We start from the raw sequence: 21,695 nt of genomic DNA, 5'->3' as shown, positions 1-21,695 counted from the left end.
TGCGGTCGGGATCCACGAGCGTGTTGCGCGGCCGATCATCGACAACGGCGAATTCAACCACGGCCTCACGTACTCGGGCCACCCGGTCGCCGCGGCCGTCGCGGTCGCGAACCTGAAGCTGCTGCGCGACGAAGGGATCGTCGAACGCGTGAAGAGCGACATCGGTCCGTATTTCCAGCGCCGGCTGCGCGACGCGCTGGGCGACCATCCGATCGTCGGGGAGATTGCGGGAACGGGGCTGGTCGCGGGCGTTCAGCTTGCGCGCGACCGCGGCAGGCGCGAGCGGTTCGGTGCGGATGTCGATATCGGCACGATCTGCCGCGACTTCTGCTTCAACGGCAACCTGATCATGCGTGCGACCGGCGACCGGATGCTGCTGTCGCCGCCGCTCGTGATTCGCGAGGCGGAGGTCGACGAGATCGTCGACAAGGCGACGCGCGCGTTTGATGCGACGGCGGAGCGGGTGGGGTGTGCGCGGTAAGCCGGCGCCATGTGGATGCGGTGCCGCGCCGGCACCGCTGTCCGGATGCGCGCGATTCTACAAGCGCGACGCCAAAACGAAAAGGGCCTGCGTCGTGAGACGCAGGCCCTTGAATTCTTTGGTGGGCGGTACTGGGATCGAACCAGTGACCCCTGCCGTGTGAAGGCAGTGCTCTACCGCTGAGCTAACCGCCCAAAGAAGCTGAAATTATGTCAGAGCTTTTGGGGTTCGTAAAGCCCTTTCTGCAAATTTTTTTCAGGCCCGCGCAACGATCGGTCAGCCGGCCGTCGACGGCTCGACGAGATCGAGGATCGAACCGTCGCGCGGTGCCGTTCGATTGACCGGCGTTCCGCATGTGGCATGCAGCATGCGCAATCCGGCCTCCTGCTCAGCCCGCGAGCACGGGCAGTGCGTCGATCGATGCGCGTACGTAGTCGGCGAAGCGCAGCGCCACCGGTTCGGCGGTGCCGCTGCGCTTCAGCGCGAGCGTGCGCGATTCGAGCGATGCATCCTTCAGCGGCCGGAACGCGAGCCGGTCGCTTTTCACCTGCTGCAGCACGCGCGGCACCAGCGCGATGCCCATCCCGAACTCGATCATCGACAGGATCGTCTGCCACAGCCGTGCCTCGTGGCGGATCAGCGGGCTGAATCCGGCGTTCACGCACTGCGCGATGATCAGGTCGTGATAGTGCGGCGCGGCGTCGCGCGGAAACAGGATGAACGGTTCCGCCGCGAGCGCGGCGAGCGCGACCTGCCTGCGGCGCGCGAGCGGATGCGCGGCCGGCAGGCAGCAGACGAACGGTTCCGCATAGACGGGCGCCGATTCGACCTCGGGCGGGAAGTGGCCCCAGTGCGCATAACCGAGATCGATCTGGCCGCGCTGGATCGCCTGCACCTGCGCGTGCGTGTTCATCTCGCTCAGCACGACCTCGACGCCCGGGTAGTCGGCCTCGAAGCGCCGCACCGCGTCGGGCAGCCCGCGATACAGCATCGAATGGACAAAGCCGATCCGCAGTCGGCCCGCGAGGCCCGACGCGGAGCGCACCGTCAGGCGCTCGGCCTCGGCCGCCTGCAGCAGCAGCCGGCGCGCTTCGCCGAGCAGCACCTCGCCCGCGTTGGTCAGCGCGACGGTCTTGTTGGTGCGCGAGAAGAGCTGCACGCCGAGCGCTTCCTCGAACTTGCGGATGTCGAAACTCAGCGCCGGCTGCGAGATGAACAGGCGCTTCGCCGCGCGCCCGAAATGCAGCTCCTCGGCAACCGCCACGAAGTAGCGCAACTGCCTCAGTTCCATGGTGTCTTCTCCCGGCGTCGGCATCGATAAGCGATATCTATCGTACCGGATAAATCCTGTATTGGACGCTTATCGATCGCGCGCCTACGCTCTGCGGAAGGCTTTGCACAAGGCTGGCCGCGCGCCGCGGCGTCAGGTCCGGCCGACGTGCAGGCAACCCAGGAGACATACGCATGAACGACACCGCCCGCACGCCGGATACCGGCGCATCCAACATCCCCGACAGCCGGGGCATCGATTTCTTCACCGCCGATCCCGATCTCGGCGCGTTGCTGAAGCTGCATCTCGGCGACGCGCCTTATGCCGAACTCGAGCCGCAGCTCCGTGCGCTCGGCGCGCGCGTGTCGGGCGAACTCGACGAATGGGCGTCGCGCGCGGACAAGCACCCGCCCGTGCTCGAGCACCGCAACCGGCGCGGCGAGGCCGTGCAGCGGATCGACAAGGATCCCGCGTATGTCGCGCTCGAACGCGTCGCGTATTCGGAGCTCGGGCTCGCGTCGCTGAGCCACCAGCCCGAATCCGTGCCGCCGCTCGTCAAGTACGCGCTGACGTTCCTGTTCGTGCAGGCGGAATTCGGGCTGTGCTGCCCGGTCAGCATGACCGATTCGCTGACGCGCACGCTGCGCCGCTTCGGCGATCCGGCGCTCGTCGCGCGTTACCTGCCGATGCTCGCGTCGCGCGATTTCGACACGCTGTACCAGGGCGCGATGTTCATGACCGAACAGGCGGCCGGCTCCGACGTCGGCCGCATCGCGACGCGTGCGGCGCGCGAGACCGATGCGCACGGCGAGACCGTCTGGCGCCTGACGGGCGACAAGTGGTTCTGCTCGAACGCGGATGCCGATCTCGCGATGGTGCTCGCGCGGCCCGACGGCGCGCCGGACGGTATCAAGGGCCTCGCGCTGTTCCTGCTGCCGAAGACGCTGCCGGACGGCACGCGCAACCGTTACCGGATCGTGCGCTTGAAGGACAAGCTCGGCAGCCGGTCGATGGCGAGCGGCGAGATCGCGCTCGAAGGCGCGCAGGCCTACCTGATCGGCGAGATCGGCCGCGGTTTCCACCAGATGGCCGACATGATCAACATGTCGCGGTTGTCGAACGGCGTGCGCGCGGCGGGGCTGATGCGGCGCGCGCTGAACGAGGCGCTGCACGTCGCCGCGCACCGCGAAGCGTTCGGCCGCAAGCTGATCGAGATGCCGCTGATGCAGCGCCAGTTGATGAAGATGCTGCTGCCGGCCGAGGCCGCGCGCGCGATGTTCATGCAGATCGCGCTGCTGTTGCCGCAGGCCGATGCGGGCGACGAGCAGGCCGCACGCTGCGTGCGGATCCTGACGCCGCTGATCAAGTTCCGTGCGTGCCGCGATGCGCGCCGCGTGACGGGCGACGCGATGGAAGTGCGCGGCGGCACCGGCTACATCGAAGAGTGGAGCGATGCGCGGGTCGTGCGCGATGCGCATCTCGGCTCGATCTGGGAGGGCACGAGCAACATCGTCGCGCTCGACGTCGCGCGGGCCGCGCAGCGCGAGCACGCGCTCGACGCACTGCGCGCGTTCCTCGGCGACCGGCTCGGCGCGGCGCCGCTGCCCGACGCGAGCCGCGAGGCGCTGCGGCGCGTTCTCGCGCGCGCATGCGATGCGCTCGCGCGGGTCGCGGCCGAAGGCGACGATTCGCGCGTGCGGCAGGCCGCATCCGCGCTGTACTACACGAGCGCGGCCGTGCTGATGGCCTGCGAGGGCGTGCGGCTCGCGCCGGATTTCCGGCGCCTCGCGCTCGCGCACCTGATCGTGCGCCACAAGCTGCTGCCGGTCGATCCGTTCGCGCCGGCGTCGCGCGACGACGAATCGGCCGCATTCGACGCGCTGCTGCGCGGCACGCCGATCGCGCTCGACACGGCGCTCGACCTGCTGCCGGAGGTCGAACGATGAACGCGACGCGAGGCGCGCTGGACGGCCTGAAGGTCGTCGACCTGAGCCGCGTGCTCGGCGGCCCGTACTGCACGCAGGCGCTCGCCGACCACGGCGCGACGGTGGTCAAGATCGAGCCGCCGGACGGCGACGAAACACGCGGCTGGGGGCCGCCGTTCCTCGGCGATACCGCGTGGTACTTCATGGGCGTCAACCGCAACAAGGAAGGGCTCGCGCTCGACCTGTCGGGCGACGAAGGGCGCGCGATCCTGTGGCGCCTGCTCGAAGACGCCGACGTGCTCGTCGAGAACTTCAAGCCCGGCACGCTCGCGCGCTGGGGGATGGACTATGCGCGCGACCTGCAGCCGCGCTTCCCGCGCCTGATCCACTGCGCGGTGACGGGCTTCGGCGCGGACGGTCCGCTCGGCGGGCTGCCCGGCTACGACGCGGTGATCCAGGCGATGGCGGGGCTGATGAGCGTCAACGGCGAGTGTGACGGCGACGCGACGCGCATCGGTTTGCCGATCGTCGACATGGTGACCGGGCTCAACGCGCTCGCGGGCATCCTGCTGGCGCTGGCGGAGCGCGAGAAGAGCGGGCGCGGGCAGTCGATCGACATCGCGCTGTACGACTGCGGCGTGTCGCTGCTGCATCCGCACCTGCCGAACTTCTTCGGTTCGGGGCGCGTACCGGCGCGCAGCGGCAACGCGCATCCGAACATCGCGCCGTACGACAGCTACTGCACGGCGACCGTGCCGATCTTCCTCGCGGTCGGCAACGACCGGCAGTTCGCGCGGCTCGTCGCGCATCTCGGCGCGCCGGCGCTCGCAGGCGATCCGCGTTTCGTCGACAACCGCAGCCGCTGCGCGCACCGGCCCGAGCTGAAGGCCGAACTGGAAGCACGGCTCGCCGCGCACGCGTGCGAGCCGCTCGCGCGCGACCTGATGGCGGCCGGCGTGCCGTGCGGGCCGGTGCGAACGGTGGCCGACGTCGCGCACGATCCGCATGCGCTGCACCGGAACCTGTTCGTCGAGATCGGTGCGTATCGCGGCACCGCGTCGCCGGTGAAGCTGTCGCGCACGCCGGCCACCTATCGAACGCCGCCGCCCGCGCTCGGCCGCGACACGCGCGCGGTGCTCGATCGGCTCGGCGTCGATCGCGCGCTTCAACAGCAACTGCTCGATGCCGGCGTGCTGAAAACGGCACCCGGCCAGGCGCCCGACTAGGTGCACCCGACCGACACAACGCCGCCGGCCGGCGGCGCAATGCCGGCCAACCGGGAAAGGCGCGCGGCAGTCGCGCCCCCGAACACCAACCTGGAGACATCGATGAGCCGTCCGCAATCCCCGCCCGCCGTTCAGCCGCAGCCGCGGCCCGGGCGCGCCGCCTTCGCGGCGTTCGTCGGCACCACGATCGAGTGGTACGACTTCTACATCTACGGCACGGCCGCGGCGCTCGTGTTCGGCAAGGTGTTCTTTTCGAGCACGATGGACCCCGGCGTCGCGACGCTGCTCGCGTTCGTCACGTTCTGGGCCGGCTTCGCCGCGCGGCCGCTCGGCGGGATCGTGTTCGGGCATCTCGGCGATCGCGTCGGCCGCAAGACCGCGCTGGTGATCACGCTGGTGATGATGGGCCTCGCGACGACCGGCATCGGCCTGCTGCCGGGTTATGCGCAGATCGGCGTATGGGCGCCGGCCGGACTCGTCGTGCTGCGCGTGCTGCAGGGCATCGCGGTCGGCGGCGAGTGGGGCGGCGCGGTGCTAATCGCGAGCGAGAACGCGCCCAAGCACCGCAGCATCCTGTACGCGGCGTTCGCGCAGCAGGGCTCGCCTACCGGCAACCTGCTCGCGACGGCCGCGTTCTTCGCGCTGAGCGCGCTGCCGACGCCGTCGTTCCTGATGTGGGGCTGGCGCATTCCGTTCCTGCTGTCGGCGGTGCTCGTGATCATCGGCATGGTGATCCGGCTGAAGCTCGAGGAATCGGCCGACATGCAGCGCGTGCTTGCGCGCAAGCGCACGGTGAAGCTGCCGCTGCGCGAGGTCGTGCGCGATCACTGGGTGGTCGTGCTGCTCGCGGCCGGCACGCTGCCGGTGATCAACGTCACGTATTTCCGCAGCACGTTCGCGCTGTCGTGGGCGACCAAGGAGCTCGGCTACGCGCAGGGCACGTTCCTCGGCATCCTGTCGATCTCGCTCGTCGTGCAGTTCCTGATGCAGCCGGTCGGCGCGTGGTTCGTGTCGAAGATCGACATGCGCCGCGCGATGTGCTGGATCCTGATTCCGGAAATCGTGCTGATGCCCGTGATGTTCCATGCGCTCGCGACGCGCTCGTACTGGGTGGCCGTCGCGGGCATGTGCATCTCGACGATTCCGTCCGCGATGTTCTACGGCGCGGTCGGCGGCGTGCTCGCGCGCGTGTTTCCGGCGAACATCCGCTACACGGGCCTGTCGCTCGCGTATCAACTGAGCGCGCTCGTCGTCGGCGGCGGCACGCCCGTGCTCGCGCAGGCGATCCTCAATTCGACGGGCAGCATCGTCGGCGTCGCGGTCGCGTCGGGACTTTACGCGCTCGTGTCGCTTGCCTGCATGCTGGCGCTGCTGAACCGCACCGGCTATCGCGCGGACGAGCTGTCGACCGCCGAGCGCAGCGATGCGGCCGAATGGGGTGCCGAAGGCGGAAGCGCCGAAAGCGCGAGCGGCGGGCCGCAGCAGCCGGGCGACGGCGGCGCGCTGAAACCGGCCGGTTGAGTCGCGTCGATCGCGCGACCCAAAATGAAAAACGGCACCGTGCGATACACGGTGCCGTTTTCTCTGGATCAGGCGGCCGGCAGGCTGCCGATTCCACGCATCACGTCATCAGCCTTCCGTCGGCGGCACGTAGCCGGACGCCTGGTCCGCGCCGTCGCCGAAGAAGTACTTCTCGGTCTGCTTCATCAGGTACTGGCGTGCCCGCGGGTCGGCCATGTTCAGGCGGTTTTCGTTGATCAGCATCGTCTGCTGCTTGAGCCAGCCCTGCCAGGCTTCCTTCGAGACGCTTTCATAGATGCGCTTGCCGAGTTCGCCCGGCAGCGGCGGGAAATCGAGACCTTCGGCTTCCTTGCCGAGCTTCGCGCATTGAATCATACGGGCCATCGTGTACTTCTCCTGTAATCGGACTGGGGGAGGGCGGGCGTCTTGCGCCGCTCAGAGCTGTTTCATCAGCACGAGCGACTTGCGCTGCCAGTTATAGAGCTTGCGGCGGTCTTCCGGCAGGTCGTCGACGCTGACCTTGACGAAACCGCGCTTGAGGAACCAGTGCTCGGTGCGCGTCGTGAGCACGAAGATGTGCGTGAGGCCGCGCGCGCGGGCGCGCTGCTCGATGCGCTTGAGCAGGCGCTCGCCGTCGCCCGAGCCCTGCGCTTCCGGCGCGACCGTCAGGCACGCCATCTCGCCGATCTTCTCCTGCTGGTACGGATACAGCGCCGCGCAGCCGAACAGCACGCCATCGTGCTCGATCACCGAGAAGTGGTCGATGTCGCGTTCGATCTGATGGCGGCCGCGGCGCACCAGCGTGCCGTCCGACTCGAGCGGCTCGATCAGCGACAGGATGCCGCCGACGTCGTCCGGCGTCGCTTCGCGCAGGCTTTCGAGGTTCTCGTACGAGATCATCGTGCCGACGCCGTCGTGCAGGAACAGTTCGAGCAGCATGCTGCCGTCGAGCGATTGCGGAATCAGGTGCGCACGCGTCACGCCGCCGCGGCACGCGCGGATCGAGTGCTTCAGGAAGAACGCGTCGTCGCCCTGGATGTTGCCGGAATCGAGCAGCTCGGCCGCCGCGTCGAGCGACATTTCGCGGATCAGCCCGCCTTCGTCGTCGACGATGCCGGGGCCGTCGGTCAGGAACACGATCTTGTCGGCGCGCAGCGCGATCGCGGCGGCCGACGCGACGTCTTCCATCGACAGGTTGAACGCCTCGCCGGTCGGCGAGAAACCGAGCGGCGACAGCAGCACGAGCTTGCGGCTCGCGAGCGAATGGCGGATCGATTCGGCGTCGATCTTGCGCACGATGCCCGTATGCGCGAAATCGACCCCGTCGAGAATCCCCACCGGCCGCGCGGTCACGAAGTTGCCCGACACGACGCTGATGTGCGCGTGCGCCATCGGCGAGTTCGGCAGACCCTGGCTGATCGCGGCCTCGATGTCGAGACGCACTTCGCCGGCCGCTTCCTTCGCGGATTCGAGCGCGCGCGCATCGGTGATGCGCAGGCCGTGCGAAAACTCGGATTCGACACCATGCAGGCTCAGCTGCTCCTCGACCTGCGGGCGCGAGCCGTGCACGAGCACGATCTGGATGCCCATCGCCTGCAGCAGCGCGATGTCGGACACGAGCGCGTTCAGCAGCCCCTGCTGCACCACTTCTCCGCCGAACCCCACGACGAACGTGCTGTTGCGGAACTTGTGGATATAGGGCGCGACGGAGCGCATCCAGTCGACGAACTGCGCGTGGCTGACGGCCGAATCGTCTGCGGCCGGCGGCGTCGCGGCGCCGGTCTGGGCGGGAGGGAGGTCGGTTTGGGAATTCATGGGCGGGATTATAATGCGCCCCCATGTCGAATGTACCTAAAAGTCCCGCGCCGACGCGGGCCAAAGCGCCGTCGGCCCGGCACCCGGATGGTGCGGCCGATGCGCGCCAGCAGCAGGGCCAGGCGCCGCGCCAGCAGCAGGAAAAGCAGGCGGGCCAATCGCCACGCGGGCCACGCGGGCCACGCGGCGACGAACGCCGCGGCGATGCGCGCCAGCCGGCCACGACGAACGCACCCGATGCACGCACCCCGCGCCGCGAGCGTCCGCCGCGCGCCGCCGTCGCACCGAATCCCGTTCCGCCGATCAAGTACCCCGAGAGCCTGCCCGTGTCGGGCAAGCGCGACGAAATCGCACGCGCGATCGCCGGTCATCAGGTCGTCATCGTCTGCGGCGAAACCGGCTCGGGCAAGACCACGCAGTTGCCGAAGATCTGTCTCGATCTCGGCCGCGGCCTCGGCGCCGGCGGCACGGGCCTGATCGGCCATACGCAGCCGCGCCGGCTCGCCGCGTCGTCGACCGGCCGCCGGATCGCCGAGGAGCTCGGCACGCCGTTCGGCGAGGTGGTCGGCTACAAGGTGCGCTTTACCGACAACCTTGCGCCGGGCGCGTCCGTGAAGCTGATGACGGACGGCATCCTGCTCGCGGAGACGCAGACCGACCCGCTGCTGAAAGCGTACGACACGCTGATCATCGACGAGGCGCACGAGCGCAGCCTGAACATCGACTTCCTGCTCGGCTACCTGAAGGAAATCCTGCCGAGGCGGCCGGACCTGAAGCTGATCGTCACGTCCGCGACGATCGACGCCGATCGCTTCGCGCGCCATTTCGGCACCGACGAGCGCCCGGCGCCCGTGATCGAGGTGAGCGGGCGGCTGTATCCGGTCGAGATGCGCTACCGCCCTGTGGCCGAGGATCGCCCGGCCGTGAAAAATGCCGAAGGCACGGCCGGCCGCGACCGCGTGAAGACCGCGCGCGAGGCCGAGCGCGACCTGATGGACGCGATCGTCGACGCGGTCGACGAGCTGTGTCGCGAAGGCCCGGGCGACGTGCTGGTGTTCCTGCCCGGCGAGCGCGAGATCCGCGAGGCGGCCGAGGCGCTGCGCAAGCACCATCCGCCGCACACCGAGATCCTGCCGCTGTTTGCGCGGCTCTCGGCGGCCGACCAGGACAAGGTGTTCAAGGCGTCGAACGCGCGCCGCATCGTGCTCGCGACCAACGTCGCCGAAACGTCGCTGACGGTGCCGGGCATCCGCTACGTCGTCGACACCGGTCTCGCACGCGTAAAGCGCTATTCGTACCGGAACAAGGTCGAGCAGCTGCAGGTCGAGTCGATCTCGCAGGCCGCCGCGAACCAGCGCGCGGGCCGCTGCGGCCGCGTGGCCGACGGCGTCTGCATCCGCTTGTACGAGGAAAGCGACTACCAGGCGCGTGCGCGCTTCACCGATCCGGAAATCCTGCGCTCGTCGCTCGCGTCGGTGATCCTGCGGATGAAGTCGCTGCACCTGACGGCGATCGAATCGTTCCCGTTCCTCGAGCCGCCGCCGGGCCGCGCGATCGCGGACGGCTACCAGTTGCTCAACGAGCTCGGCGCGGTCGACGACGACAACGCGCTGACGCCGCTCGGCCGCGAACTCGCGCGGCTGCCGCTCGACCCGCGCGTGGGCCGGATGATTCTTGCCGCGCGCGACCAGCAGTCGCTGCGCGAGGTGCTGATCATCGCGAGCGCGCTGTCCGTGCAGGACCCGCGCGACCGGCCGATCGAAGCGCAGGAGCAGGCCGACCAGGCGCACCGCCGGTTCGCCGACGAGCGTTCCGAATTCCTGCAGTGGCTGAAGATCTGGGCCTGGTTCGAGGAAGCCGTCGCGCACAAGAAGTCGAACCGCCAGCTGGTCGACGCGTGCCGGCAGAACTTCCTGTCGCACCTGCGGCTGCGCGAGTGGCGCGACGTCCATTCGCAGTTGCTGACCGTCGTGCGCGAGCACGGCTGGCGGCTCAACGAAGTCGAGGCGACCTACGAACAGGTTCATCTGGCCCTGTTGACGGGCCTGCTCGGCAACCTTGGCCTGAAGGCCGACGACGATCCGCACTATCTCGGCGCGCGCGGGATCAAGTTCTACCTGTGGCCGGGCTCCGTGCTCGCGAAGAAGGCCGGCCGCTGGGTGATGGCGGCCGAGCTCGTCGAGACGAGCCGGCTGTACGCGCGCTGCCTCGCGAAGATCGAGCCCGAATGGGTCGAGAAGATCGGCGCGCACCTGCTGAAGAAATCGCTGTCGGAGCCGCACTGGGAAAAGCGCCCGGCGCAGGTCAGCGCGTACGAGCGCGCGACGCTGTACGGGCTGCCGATCTACCACCGCCGGCGCGTCGCGTTCGGCAAGCAGGATCCGGTGCGTGCGCGCGAACTGTTCATCCGCGGCGCGCTGGTCGAAGGCGAGTTCGACACGAAGCTCGCGTTCTTCGCGCACAACCGCAAGCTGCTCGCCGACATCGAGCAGCTCGAGCACAAGTCGCGCCGGCAGGACGTGCTGGTCGACGACGAGCTGATCTACGCGTTCTACGACCAGGCGATTCCGGAAGGGATCCACACGGGCGTCGCGTTCGAGCGCTGGTACCGCGACGAGGTGAAGCAGGGCGGCCAGCCCGAGGACAAGCTGCGGCTGCTGTACCTGTCGCGCGACGACCTGATGCGCCACGAGGCGGCCGGCGTGACGACCGAGCTGTTCCCGAAGCGCGCGACGATGGCCGGTGTCGAGATGGCGCTCACGTACCACTTCGAGCCCGGCACGCCGCGCGACGGCGTGACGCTCGCGGTGCCGCTGTACGCGCTGAACCAGGTCGACGCGCGCCGCTGCGAGTGGCTCGTGCCGGGGATGCTGAAGGAAAAGGTGCAGCTGCTGCTGAAGTCGCTGCCGCAGAAGCTGCGCCGCCACTGCGTGCCGCTGCCCGAGTATGCGGCCGGCTTCGTCGAGCGGATGGGGCGCGAGCGCTTCGGCGCGGGCGGGCTCGTCGAGGCGCTGATCGCCGACGTGCGCGGCGAGACGCAGGTCGCGATGAAGACGGCCGATTTCAAGCTCGAGACGCTGCCCGCGCACCTGTTCATGAACTTCAAGGTGATCGACGAGCACGGCCGCCAGCTCGCGATGGGGCGCAATCTCGCGCAGCTTCGCCAGGAACTCGGCGCGCAGGCGCAGCAGCAGTTCCAGAAGATCGCCGCGGCGTCGACGATCTCGACCGGCGGCGAGGCCGATGCCGGTCCGGCAGCCGGCCAGGCCACGGCGCCCGCCGCCGCGGCCGGTGCCGCCGGCCGCGGCGCGAAGGCCGGCAAGGGCGCGGCGCCGCAGACGGCGGCACCGGCGGAAGCCGGCGCGACGGCGCTGTACGAGAACCTGACGACGTGGAATTTCGGCAAGCTCCCCGAGCTGCTGGAGATCCGCCGGCGCGGCCAGACGCTGTACGGCTACCCGGCGCTCGTCGACCGCGGCACGCATTGCGACGTCGAGGTGTTCGATTCGCCGGAGGAGGCCGCGCGCATCCACCGGGCCGGCTTGCGGCGGCTGTTCGCGCTGCAGCTGAAGGAGCCGATCAAGTTCCTGGAGAAGAACCTGCCGGGCCTGCGCGAGATGGCGATGCAGTACATGTCGCTCGGCACGCAGGACGAGCTGCGCGACCAGCTGATCGACACGGCGCTCGACCGCGCGTGCCTGCAGGACCCGCTGCCCGACGACGACGCGAGCTTCCACGCGCGGCGCGACGAGGGCCGCAGCCGCCTGAACCTGCTCGCGCAGGAAATCGCGCGGCTGGTCGGGCAGATCCTCGCCGAATACGCGGGTCTCGTGAAGAAACTCGCGCAGGCGAAGCCGTTCGCGCAGGCGCACGCCGATCTGCAGCAGCAGCTCGCCGCGCTGGTCGGCAAGCGCTTCGTGATCGATACGCCTTACGTGCAGCTTGCGCACTTCCCGCGCTACCTGAAGGGCATCGCGCTGCGGATCGACAAGCTGAAGGCCGATCCGGCGCGCGACGCGAAGCAGTCAGCCGACCTGCTGCCGCTTGCCCAGCAGTACCAGCGCGCGGTGTCGCAGCGCGGCGGCGTCGCCGACCCGCGGCTCGCGGAATTCCGCTGGCTGCTCGAGGAACTGCGAATTTCGCTGTTCGCGCAGGAACTGCGCACGCCGATGCCGGTCTCTGTCAAGCGTCTGCACAAGGTCTGGGAGTCGATGCAGCGTTAGCGCAACATCGGTTTTCCAGGCCCGCACCGGCGGCCGGCCCCGGCCGCCCGTACTGCGCATGCCGCGCCGGCCTGTCCGGTCGCCGCGGCATGCGTCGAAGTGGCGCAACGCCGATTTCGGTCAACCGGCGAGGCCGGTTGAGCGTTTTACAATGACGGTTGTTCCACGACGTGAGTCTTCATGCGCACTTTCCTTTCCCTCGGCCGCACGCTCGCGCTGGCCGCCGCCGTACTGGCGCCCGCCGCACACGCGAATAACGTGATCGTCCTCAATTCGGCCGAAGCGACGCTTTCCCTGATCGATCAGCAGACCCGCGAGGTCGTCGGCACGATGCCGACCGGCAAGGAACCGCACCACCTGATGGCGGCACCCGACAATTCGTCGCTGATCGTCGCGAATTCGGTCTCGAACAGCCTGATGTTCGTCGATCCGAAGACGGGCAAGCTGCAACGCACGGTCGAAGGCATTGAGGATCCGTACCAGCTCGGCTTCTCGCCCGATCACAAGTGGTTCGTGTCGACCGGGCTGCGCCTCGATCGCCTCGACATCTACAGCTACGACGGCCGTGACTTGAAGATCGCGAAGCGCCTGCCGCTCGCGGTAATGCCGAGCCACCTCGCGTTTACGAAGGACAGCAAGACGGTGCTCGTGTCGCTGCAGGTGTCCGGCGAGATCGCGGCGGTCGACCTCGCTACCCAGACGGTCAAGTGGAAGATGCCGGTCGGCAAGGTGCCGGCGGGCCTGTGGCTCACGCCGGACGACAAGTACCTGCTCGTCGGGATGACGGGCGCCGATTACGTGGCGGTCGTCGACTGGCGCAACCAGAAGGTTGTGAAGACGATCCAGACCGGCAAGGGCGCACACAACTTCCGCTCGCTCGCCGACGGCACGCACGTCGCGGTGACGAACCGGGTCGCGAACACGATCAGCATCATCGACGAGAACACGCTCACCAACGTCGGCGACATCACCGGCCTGCTGCCGGGCCCCGACGACATGGAGCTGTCCGCCGACAAGAAGACGCTGTGGGTGACGTTCCGCTTCGCGAAGAAGGTCGGGATCATCGACCTGGCGTCGCGCAAGCTGGTGCAGACGATCTCCGTCGGCCGCTCGCCGCACGGCATCTACTTCTACGACCGCGCGCCGTGGAAGGCGGCAAACGGCGCGTAACGGGCGGGGGCGAACGATGCTGCACCTGATCGATGCGTTCGTGTCGGACATCCAGACCTGGCTGTACGTCGACGTCGTGCAGCCGCTCCTCTTCAAGTTCAACCTGATGGACTATGACGAGGACACCTACGACGCGCTGTACTGGGTGATCATCGGCGCGCTGCAGATGGTGCTGATGTTCGCGCTGCTGCGCCCGCTCGAGGCGCTGCTGCCGGTCGAACGCTGGAAGAACCGCCGCGCGGTGCGGGTCGACGTGATCTATACGGCGATCTCGAAGCTCGGCATCTACACGCTGTTCTTCTTCTTCGCGCTGCAGCCGGTATTCGACAACTTCCAGGCATGGCTGCGCCTGCACGGCGTCGCGAACGTCAACCTCGACTATCTGTGGCCGGGCGTGACCTCGCAGCCGATCGTCGCGTTCGCGATCTATCTCGTCGTGCTCGACTTCGCCGGCTACTGGTATCACCGCTGGCAGCACAAGTTCGGCATCTGGTGGGAGCTGCACGCCGTGCACCACAGCCAGCGGCAGATGTCGCTGTGGTGCGACGACCGCAACCACCTGCTCGACGACGTGATCCAGTCGTGCTTCTTCGCGGCGATCGCGCTCGTGATCGGCGTGACGCCGTCGCAGTTCGTCGTGCTGACCGCGTTCACGAACTTCATGCAGAGCATCCAGCATACGAATGCGCGGCTGTCGTTCGGCTGGCTCGGCGAGCGCCTGCTCGTGAGCCCGATCTTCCATCGGCGCCACCACGCGGTCGGCTACGGCCACGAAGGCACCAAGTACGGCTGCAACTTCGGCGTGCTGTTCCCGTGGTGGGACATGATGTTCGGCACCGCGTCGTGGAACCGCACGGTCGAACCGACCGGCATCCGCGAACAGGTCGACGGCGTGTCCTACGGCGAAGGCTTCTGGGCGCAGCACGGCCTCGCGTTCGTGCGAATCTTCCGGCGCCTGTCCCCCGCGAAGCGCGGCGCGGCGTCGGCCTGACCCGGTCACTCTCCCGTTGAGCGGCTCTCCCACGCGGCCCGCATGCGCTTTGGCGCATGCGGGCCGCGTGGTTTATCCTTTCCCCGTTTTTCTCCGTCGATACAGGCTCGCATGAACGATTTGCTGCGTTCCTTCGTCCGGGCATTGGCGAGCGCATTGCACCCGCGCATGCTCTGGCTCACCCTGATGCCGTTTCTCGTCTCGGCCGTCCTGTGGGGCGTCCTGCTGTGGTTCTCGTGGCAGACGCTGCTGGACCTCGCGCGCGGCGCGCTCGACGGCTTCGTGCTGACGGCCGCGCTGTATCGCGCGTTCGACATGATCGGCATGTCGCAGCTGCATGCGGTCGTCGCGCCGTTCGTGGTCGTGTCGCTCGCGATTCCGCTGATCGTGCTGACCGTGCTGCTGCTGATCGCGACGATTTCGATGCCGGTCGTGATCAAGCACCTGTCGAACCGGCAGTTCGCGGCGCTCGAGGCGAAGCGGGGCGGCACTTTCTTCGGCAGCGTGTTCAATTCGCTGTGGGCGGCGCTGGCCGGCGTCGTCGTGCTCGTCGTCACGATTCCGCTGTGGCTGATCCCGCCGTTCTTCGCGCTGCTGCCGCCGGTGATCTGGGGCTGGCTCACCTACCGCGTGATGACCTACGACGCGCTCGCGCTGCACGCGAGCCGCGACGAGCGCCGCGCGCTCGTGCGGCAGCATCGCTGGCCGCTGATCGGCATCGGCGTCGCGACCGGGCTGCTCGGCACCGTGCCTACCTTCGTATGGGTATCGTCGGTCTGGATGATGGTGCTGTTCCCGTTCGTCGCGGCGGCCATGATCTGGGTTTACGCTTTCATCCTCGTCTTCTCGGCGCTGTGGTTCGGGCACTATTGCCTGCGCGCGCTGGAGGACCTGCGCGCGAGCGCGCGCGCCACCGCAATCGACATGGGGCAGGCATGAGCATCGGCATCATCATCATCGGCGACGAAATCCTTTCGGGCCGCCGGCAGGACAAGCATCTGGCGAAGGTCATCGAGCTGCTCGGCGCGCGCGGCCTCGCGCTCGACTGGGCCGAATATGTCGGCGACGATCCGGCACGCATCACGGCGACGCTCGCACGCGCGATCGCGTCGGGCGACATCGTGTTCTCGACGGGCGGCATCGGCGCGACGCCGGACGACCACACGCGCCAGTGCGCGGCCGCCGCGCTCGGCGTGCCGCTCGAACTGCATCCGGAAGCGAAGGTGCTGATCTCGGAGCGGATCCGGGAAACGCATGCCGATCCGGCCACGCCTGTCGACTTCGACTCGCCGGAGAACCAGCACCGCTTCAACATGGGTGTGTTCCCGGTGGGTGCGACGATCATCCCGAACGGCTATAACCGGATTCCCGGCTTCTCGGTCGGCGATCTGCATTTCGTGCCGGGCTTCCCGGTGATGGCCTGGCCGATGATCGAATGGGTGCTCGATACGAAATACGCGCACCTGCATCACGCGACGCCGCACGCGGAGCGCTCGCTGTACGTGTTCGAGCTGCCGGAATCGACGCTCACGCCGCTGATGGAGCGCATCGAGCGCGACTTCCCGGGCGTGCGTGTGTTCAGCCTGCCGAGCGTCGGCGATACGGAGCGCGGCGGCATCTACGCGCGCCGTCACATCGACCTCGGCGTGAAAGGGGAGCCGGAAGCGGTCGCGGCCGCGTTCGTGAAGCTGCGCGAAGGCGTGCACCTGCTCGGCGGCGACGTCGTCGAGCCCGACACGTCGCGCGCCTGACCGGGAGCGGGCGTACAAAAAGCGACGGGCCGCGCAATGCGGCCCGTCATCGGCATGTCATCGCCCGGCTCGACGATGAAGCTGTCGCAACCGGTCGGGCGCGTGCGCCGTCAGGCGCCGATCCACGGCAGTTTGCGGAAGCACCAGCCGTCGACCGTCTTGCGGTGGCCTTCGGCGTCCTTTGCACCCTCGAAGCCTTCGAGCAGGTCGAACGCCTTCGTGAAGCCGGCCTGCGACGACGCGACCGCGGCGAGCTTCGAGCGCGCGGCGCTGCGGCACAGGAACAGCACGGGCGTATCGGGCGCGATGGCCGCCTTCAGTTCGTTGACGAATTCGGCGTTCGGCACGCCGCCCGGGTAGCGCGTCCATTCGAGGTGCAGGTACTGGCCGTCGCCGACGAGCGGGCGGCCGATCCAGTCGAGTTCGGCACGGGTGCGCACGTCGACGAGGCGCGCCGACGGGTTGAGCTGCAGCAGTTCGAATGCCTCGACCGGCAGCAGCGCGCCGGCGTAGTTGAGCGCGCCTTGTGCGCGGCGTTCGTCGGCCTTCGCGTAAAGCTGGTCGAGCGTACTCATGGTGGGAGTCTCCTGATCGGTCAAACGAACATTCTAGCGCGGCGCCGCGGCGCGGATGTCCGCATGCGGTACGGTGGACGCACCGCACACGCGCTCACCAAAAGAGTGCAGAATTGCACGCATGCACCAGAATGATTCGACGGGCGCGGCGCATCGCGAAGATTGCACCATTACGGTGCTTCCGGTTGATGGCCGGTGCGGCGCCAGGCCCCGGAATCGCGCAGCGCAGCCCCGTCGCGGCGAGCGCCGGCGCGATTCGTGCCAGTCTTGCGCATGGGTGGCACGGAAGCTGCTTTATAGAATTCGGTCGAATCGGGGCGCGCTGCGCCAAAGCAAGACCCCGATCAGCTCGATAAACGAGGCGGTTCCCAGTCCGCCGGAATTGTTCAATCAGGAGAAGAGGTTATGAGTAAAACCGTCGCCGACGTCATGCAGCTCGTGAAGGACGAGGACGTCAAGTTTGTCGATTTCCGCTTCACGGATACGCGCGGCAAGGAACAGCACGTGTCGGTGCCGGTTTCGGCGTTTGACGAAGACAAGTTCGAAAGCGGTCATGCATTCGACGGTTCGTCGATCGCGGGCTGGAAGGGCATCGAGGCGTCGGACATGCTGCTCATGCCGGACCCGAGCGCCGCATTCGTCGACCCGTTCTATGAAGAGTCGACCCTCGTGCTGACCTGCGACGTGGTCGAGCCGGCCGACGGCAAGGGCTACGAGCGCGATCCGCGTTCGCTCGCGAAGCGCGGCGAAGCGTACCTGAAGAGCACGGGCATCGGCGACACGGCCTACTTCGGTCCGGAACCGGAATTCTTCATTTTCGACTCGGTCCAGTGGAACACGGACATGTCGGGCTGCTTCGTGAAGATCAACTCGGAAGAAGCGCCGTGGTCGTCGGGCAAGGAATTCGAAGGCGGCAACACGGGCCACCGTCCGGGCACGAAGGGCGGCTACTTCCCGGTCGCGCCGGTCGACACGTTCCAGGACATGCGTTCGGAAATGTGCCTGCTGCTCGAACAGCTCGGCATCCCGGTCGAAGTGCACCACCACGAAGTGGCGGGCCAGGGCCAGAACGAAATCGGCACGAAGTTCTCGACGCTCGTGCAGCGTGCGGACTGGACGCAATGGTCGAAGTACATCATCCATAACGTCGCGCACTCGTACGGCAAGACGGCGACGTTCATGCCGAAGCCGGTCGTCGGCGACAACGGTTCGGGCATGCACGTTCACCAGTCGATCTGGAAGGACGGCCAGAACCTGTTCGCGGGCAACGGCTACGCCGGCCTGTCGGAACTGGCGCTGTTCTACATCGGCGGCATCATCAAGCACGCCCGTGCGCTGAACGCGATCACGAACCCGACGACGAACTCGTACAAGCGTCTGGTCCCGCACTTCGAGGCACCGGTCAAGCTGGCCTACTCGGCACGCAACCGTTCGGCATCGATCCGCATTCCGCACGTGTCGAACCCGAAGGGCCGCCGCATCGAAACGCGCTTCCCTGATCCGATGGCGAACCCGTACCTGTGCTTCACGGCGCTGATGATGGCCGGCCTCGACGGGATCCAGAACAAGATCCATCCGGGCGAAGCAGCGGACAAGAACCTGTACGACCTGCCGCCGGAAGAGGATGCAAAGATCCCGACCGTCTGCGCGGGCCTCGACCAGGCACTCGAAGCACTCGACAAGGATCGCGAGTTCCTGACGCGCGGCGGCGTGTTCACGGACGGCATGATCGATGCGTACCTCGCGCTGAAGGAGCAGGAGCTGGCGAAGTTCCGCATGACGACGCACCCGATCGAGTTCGAGATGTACTACTCGCTGTAATCGGCGATGGCGCTTCGATTCAGCGCCTTTTTGCCGGTTCGTTCCCGTCGCGCAGCCTGCGGCGGGAGCGGCGGAGTCTGAAAGGGGCGGCGTCCAGCCGTCCCTTTTTTGTTCCGACGATTTTCATTTTCTGGCCCGTTGAGGCGCGACAAGCACGCAGATGGTTCTGAAGAATCTGATCAAGGCGAAGACGGGGCAGCCCGAGCGGCTGACGGACGACGAGCGGCTTGCGCGTTCGGGCCTGCTTGCGGGGCTGGAAGCGCTGCCGACGGTCGTGATCGTGCTCGACCGCAAGACGCTGCGGATCGCGTTCGCGAACCCGTCGGCGGAGGCGATGCTCGACATCTCGCGCAGGCAGCTCGCGCAGCGGCCGTGGGGCGAGATTTTTCCGAACGCGAACGAGCTCGCATCGACGATCACCGCGATCGGCGAGGAGCGCTTTCACGCGACGCACCTCGATACCGTGCTCGACCGGCCCGGCCGCGAACCGCTGCACGTGCACGCGATCGTCGGCTTCCTCGAGACCGCGCCCGATTTCGTACTCGTCGAGCTGTTCGAGAACGAGCGTCAGTCGCGCACCGATCGCGAGGAGCGCATTCACGACCTGACCGCGGTCAACAAGCAGTTGATCCGCAACCTCGCGCACGAGATCAAGAACCCGCTCGGCGGAATTCGCGGCGCAGCCCAGCTGCTCGAATTCGAGCTCGGCGAGCGCGAGCGCGGCGAGCTGCGCGAATACACGCAGGTGATCATCAAGGAGTCCGACCGCCTGCAGACGCTCGTCGACCGGTTGCTGGAGCCGCATCGGCATCCGCACATCGTCGGCGACGTGAACATTCATGAAGTGTGCGAACGCGTGCGCGCGGTGATGCTCGCGGAATTCCCGCGCGGGCTCACGATCGAGCGCGACTACGACGTGAGCGTGCCGGATCTGCGCGGCGACAAGGAGCAACTGATCCAGGCGCTGCTCAACATCGTGCGCAACGCCGCGCAGGCGCTGCGCGAACGGATCGCGCAGGGCGACGCGAAGATCGAGCTGCGCACCCGCATCGCGCGCAAGATCACGATCGCGAAGCGCCTGTACAAGCTGGCACTGGACTTGCACGTGATCGACAACGGGCCCGGCATTCCGGAAGAGATCCGCGACCGGATCTTCTATCCGCTCGTGTCCGGGCGCGACGACGGCAGCGGCCTCGGCCTCACGCTCGCGCAGACGTTCGTGCAGCAGCACGACGGGATGATCGAGGTCGAGAGCCGGCCCGGACGTACCGAATTTCAGATTCTGCTGCCGCTCGACCATTGAGCGGCGACAGCACGATTCACCGGATTCACCCATACCTGACCGACCTATGAAGCCGATCTGGATAGTAGACGACGACCAATCGATCCGCTGGGTGCTTGAAAAGGCACTCGCCCGGGACAGCTTCGCGACGAAGAGCTTCGCGAACGTGCGCGACGCGCTGGCCGCGCTCGACCACGAGACGCCGCAAGTGCTCGTGTCCGACATCCGCATGCCGGGCGGCTCGGGCCTCGAGCTGCTGCAGGCGATGCACGAGCGGCTGCCGGGCCTGCCCGTCATCATCATGACGGCGTTCTCCGATCTCGACAGTGCCGTCGCGGCGTTCCAGGGCGGCGCGTTCGAATATCTCGCGAAGCCGTTCGACGTCGACAAGGCGGTCGAGCTGATTCGCCGCGCGGTCGAGGAAAGCCTGCGCGGCGGTGCGCCGCAGGACGAGCGCGTCGCCGAGGCGCCCGAGATGCTCGGCCAGGCGCCCGCGATGCAGGACATGTTCCGCGCGATCGGCCGCCTGTCGCATTCGGCCGCGACGGTGCTGATCACCGGCGAATCGGGCACCGGCAAGGAACTCGTCGCGCGTGCGCTGCACCGTCACAGCCCGCGCGCGAACGGGCCGTTCATCGCGCTGAACACCGCGGCGATTCCGAAGGACCTGCTCGAATCCGAGCTGTTCGGCCATGAGCGTGGCGCGTTCACGGGCGCGCAGACGACGCGGCAGGGCCGCTTCGAGCAGGCCGAGAACGGCACGCTATTCCTCGACGAAATCGGCGACATGCCGTTCGACCTGCAGACACGCCTGCTGCGCGTGCTGTCGGACGGGCAGTTCTATCGGGTCGGCGGGCACAACCCGCTGCGCGCGAACGTGCGCGTGATTGCCGCGACGCACCAGAATCTCGAATCGCGCGTGCGGCAGGGGCTGTTCCGCGAAGACCTTTACCACCGGCTCAACGTGATCCGGCTGCGCCTGCCGCCGCTGCGCGAACGCAGCGAGGACATCGCGCTGCTCACGCGCCACTTCCTGCAGAAGAGCGCGCGCGATCTCGGCGTCGAGCCGAAGCGCGTGTCCGACGATGCGCTCGCGTACCTGACGTCGCTGGCGTTTCCCGGCAACGTGCGGCAGCTCGAGAACCTCGCGAACTGGCTGACCGTGATGGCGCCCGCGCAGACGGTCGAGATCAAGGACCTGCCGCCCGACCTCGTGCCGACCGGTGCTCCGGTCGTCGCGACGGGCGACGGCGCGGATGCGCGCGGCAGCAGCGGCGATGCCGCGCTCGCGCAACCGATGATCGGTGCGGCGCCGGTGGCATCCGCGCCTGTCGCGGCCGCGCCGAGCGGCGGCGCGCCGGCCGGCTATCCGGTGTGGGAGCATGGCCTGCGCACCGAAGTCGCGCGGCTGTTGCGCGAGAACTCGGCCGACGTGATGGACGAGCTCGCGCGCCGCTTCGAGGCGGCCGTGATCCGCGAGGCGCTCGACTTCACGCGCGGCCGCAAGGTCGAGGCCGCGGAGCGGCTCGGCATCGGCCGCAACACGATCACGCGCAAGATCCAGGAACTGCACCTGGAGCCCTGAGCACGATTCGCGGCATGCGCGGGCGTCGCGCATGCCGCGATCGGACATAATCGCGGTTT

The 21,695-nt window shown here is 67.9% G+C and carries 16 protein-coding genes and 1 tRNA gene; 12 read left to right on the top strand and 5 right to left on the bottom strand.

All coding sequences use genetic code 11. The annotated features are described in order from the left end of the window. Positions 1–481 (top strand): aminotransferase class III-fold pyridoxal phosphate-dependent enzyme (locus tag ACM6JT_RS16245; protein WP_414856838.1); only part of this gene is annotated, 481 nt, incomplete at its 5' end. A gap of 119 nt (positions 482–600) precedes the next feature. Here ACM6JT_RS16245 and ACM6JT_RS16240 read toward each other — a convergent pair. Together ACM6JT_RS16240 and ACM6JT_RS16235 are read right to left on the bottom strand one after the other, a co-directional pair. After that, positions 601–675, bottom strand: a tRNA-Val gene (locus ACM6JT_RS16240). Between the two features lie 194 nt (positions 676–869). After that, positions 870–1,772 carry a LysR family transcriptional regulator gene (locus ACM6JT_RS16235; protein WP_414856837.1) on the bottom strand — a complete coding sequence of 301 codons (903 nt, stop codon included), beginning with the start codon at positions 1,770–1,772 and terminating at the stop codon, positions 870–872. Between the two features lie 173 nt (positions 1,773–1,945). Between ACM6JT_RS16235 and ACM6JT_RS16230 the strand changes: the two genes are divergently transcribed. The 3 genes from ACM6JT_RS16230 to ACM6JT_RS16220 all read left to right on the top strand — a co-directional run bounded on the left by ACM6JT_RS16230 (position 1,946) and on the right by ACM6JT_RS16220 (position 6,423). Further along, a complete protein-coding gene (locus ACM6JT_RS16230; protein ID WP_414856836.1) occupies positions 1,946–3,697 on the top strand; it encodes an acyl-CoA dehydrogenase family protein in 1,752 nt (583 codons plus the stop codon). Next, positions 3,694–4,902: a CaiB/BaiF CoA transferase family protein gene (locus ACM6JT_RS16225; protein ID WP_414856835.1), complete on the top strand. Its 1,209-nt coding sequence runs from the start codon at positions 3,694–3,696 to the stop codon at positions 4,900–4,902. The genes ACM6JT_RS16230 and ACM6JT_RS16225 overlap by 4 nt, the downstream gene beginning before the upstream one ends. A gap of 102 nt (positions 4,903–5,004) precedes the next feature. Further along, the gene (locus ACM6JT_RS16220) at positions 5,005–6,423 is read left to right on the top strand and encodes an MFS transporter (RefSeq protein WP_105391893.1); all 1,419 of its coding nucleotides are present in this window, start codon (positions 5,005–5,007) and stop codon (positions 6,421–6,423) included. Between the two features lie 108 nt (positions 6,424–6,531). Here the strand turns inward: ACM6JT_RS16220 and ACM6JT_RS16215 are convergent, their stop codons facing one another. Both ACM6JT_RS16215 and argA read right to left on the bottom strand, forming a co-directional pair. After that, entirely contained in the window at positions 6,532–6,807 is a 276-nt protein-coding gene (locus ACM6JT_RS16215; RefSeq protein WP_006478357.1) for an oxidative damage protection protein, read from the bottom strand. Positions 6,808–6,858: 51 nt separating this feature from the next. Continuing rightward, a complete protein-coding gene (gene argA, locus ACM6JT_RS16210; RefSeq protein ID WP_034183531.1) occupies positions 6,859–8,238 on the bottom strand; it encodes an amino-acid N-acetyltransferase in 1,380 nt (459 codons plus the stop codon). Between the two features lie 23 nt (positions 8,239–8,261). Here argA and hrpA point away from each other — a divergent pair, with 23 nt between their 5' ends. The 5 genes from hrpA to ACM6JT_RS16185 all read left to right on the top strand — a co-directional run bounded on the left by hrpA (position 8,262) and on the right by ACM6JT_RS16185 (position 16,373). Next, positions 8,262–12,461, top strand: a complete 4,200-nt coding sequence (gene hrpA, locus ACM6JT_RS16205; protein ID WP_131946356.1) for an ATP-dependent RNA helicase HrpA — start codon at positions 8,262–8,264, stop codon at positions 12,459–12,461. A 180-nt stretch (positions 12,462–12,641) separates the two neighbouring features. Next, a complete protein-coding gene (locus ACM6JT_RS16200) occupies positions 12,642–13,631 on the top strand; it encodes a beta-propeller fold lactonase family protein (protein WP_034183533.1) in 990 nt (329 codons plus the stop codon). A gap of 16 nt (positions 13,632–13,647) precedes the next feature. Next, positions 13,648–14,622 carry a sterol desaturase family protein gene (locus ACM6JT_RS16195; protein WP_105391895.1) on the top strand — a complete coding sequence of 325 codons (975 nt, stop codon included), beginning with the start codon at positions 13,648–13,650 and terminating at the stop codon, positions 14,620–14,622. Between the two features lie 111 nt (positions 14,623–14,733). Beyond that, complete coding sequence (locus ACM6JT_RS16190) at positions 14,734–15,561, top strand: EI24 domain-containing protein (RefSeq protein WP_034183535.1); 828 nt, start codon at positions 14,734–14,736, stop codon at positions 15,559–15,561. Further along, complete coding sequence (locus ACM6JT_RS16185) at positions 15,558–16,373, top strand: competence/damage-inducible protein A (RefSeq protein ID WP_034183536.1); 816 nt, start codon at positions 15,558–15,560, stop codon at positions 16,371–16,373. Before ACM6JT_RS16190 ends, ACM6JT_RS16185 begins: the two co-directional genes overlap by 4 nt. A 110-nt stretch (positions 16,374–16,483) precedes the next feature. Here ACM6JT_RS16185 and ACM6JT_RS16180 read toward each other — a convergent pair whose 3' ends face one another. Beyond that, positions 16,484–16,948 (bottom strand): rhodanese-like domain-containing protein, encoded by a 465-nt coding sequence (locus tag ACM6JT_RS16180; protein ID WP_414856834.1) that lies wholly within the window; start codon positions 16,946–16,948, stop codon positions 16,484–16,486. A 405-nt stretch (positions 16,949–17,353) separates the two neighbouring features. On the opposite strand from ACM6JT_RS16180, the gene glnA reads away from it, so the two are divergent. The 3 genes from glnA (at position 17,354) to ntrC (ending at position 21,636) form a co-directional block, all read left to right on the top strand. Continuing rightward, a complete protein-coding gene (gene glnA, locus ACM6JT_RS16175) occupies positions 17,354–18,769 on the top strand; it encodes a type I glutamate--ammonia ligase (RefSeq protein ID WP_034183538.1) in 1,416 nt (471 codons plus the stop codon). A 160-nt stretch (positions 18,770–18,929) separates the two neighbouring features. Next, a complete protein-coding gene (glnL, locus tag ACM6JT_RS16170) occupies positions 18,930–20,072 on the top strand; it encodes a nitrogen regulation protein NR(II) (protein WP_034183539.1) in 1,143 nt (380 codons plus the stop codon). A 46-nt stretch (positions 20,073–20,118) separates the two neighbouring features. Continuing rightward, on the top strand, positions 20,119–21,636 hold the full coding sequence (gene ntrC, locus ACM6JT_RS16165; protein WP_243564711.1) for a nitrogen regulation protein NR(I): 1,518 nt from the start codon (positions 20,119–20,121) through the stop codon (positions 21,634–21,636). Positions 21,637–21,695: the final 59 nt, after the last annotated feature.

Origin of the sequence: Burkholderia sp. IT-111MI5, from assembly GCF_949752865.1 — a bacterium.
Classification (GTDB): domain Bacteria; phylum Pseudomonadota; class Gammaproteobacteria; order Burkholderiales; family Burkholderiaceae; genus Burkholderia; species Burkholderia pyrrocinia_C.
This window is presented reverse-complemented; position numbering and strand designations above follow the sequence as displayed.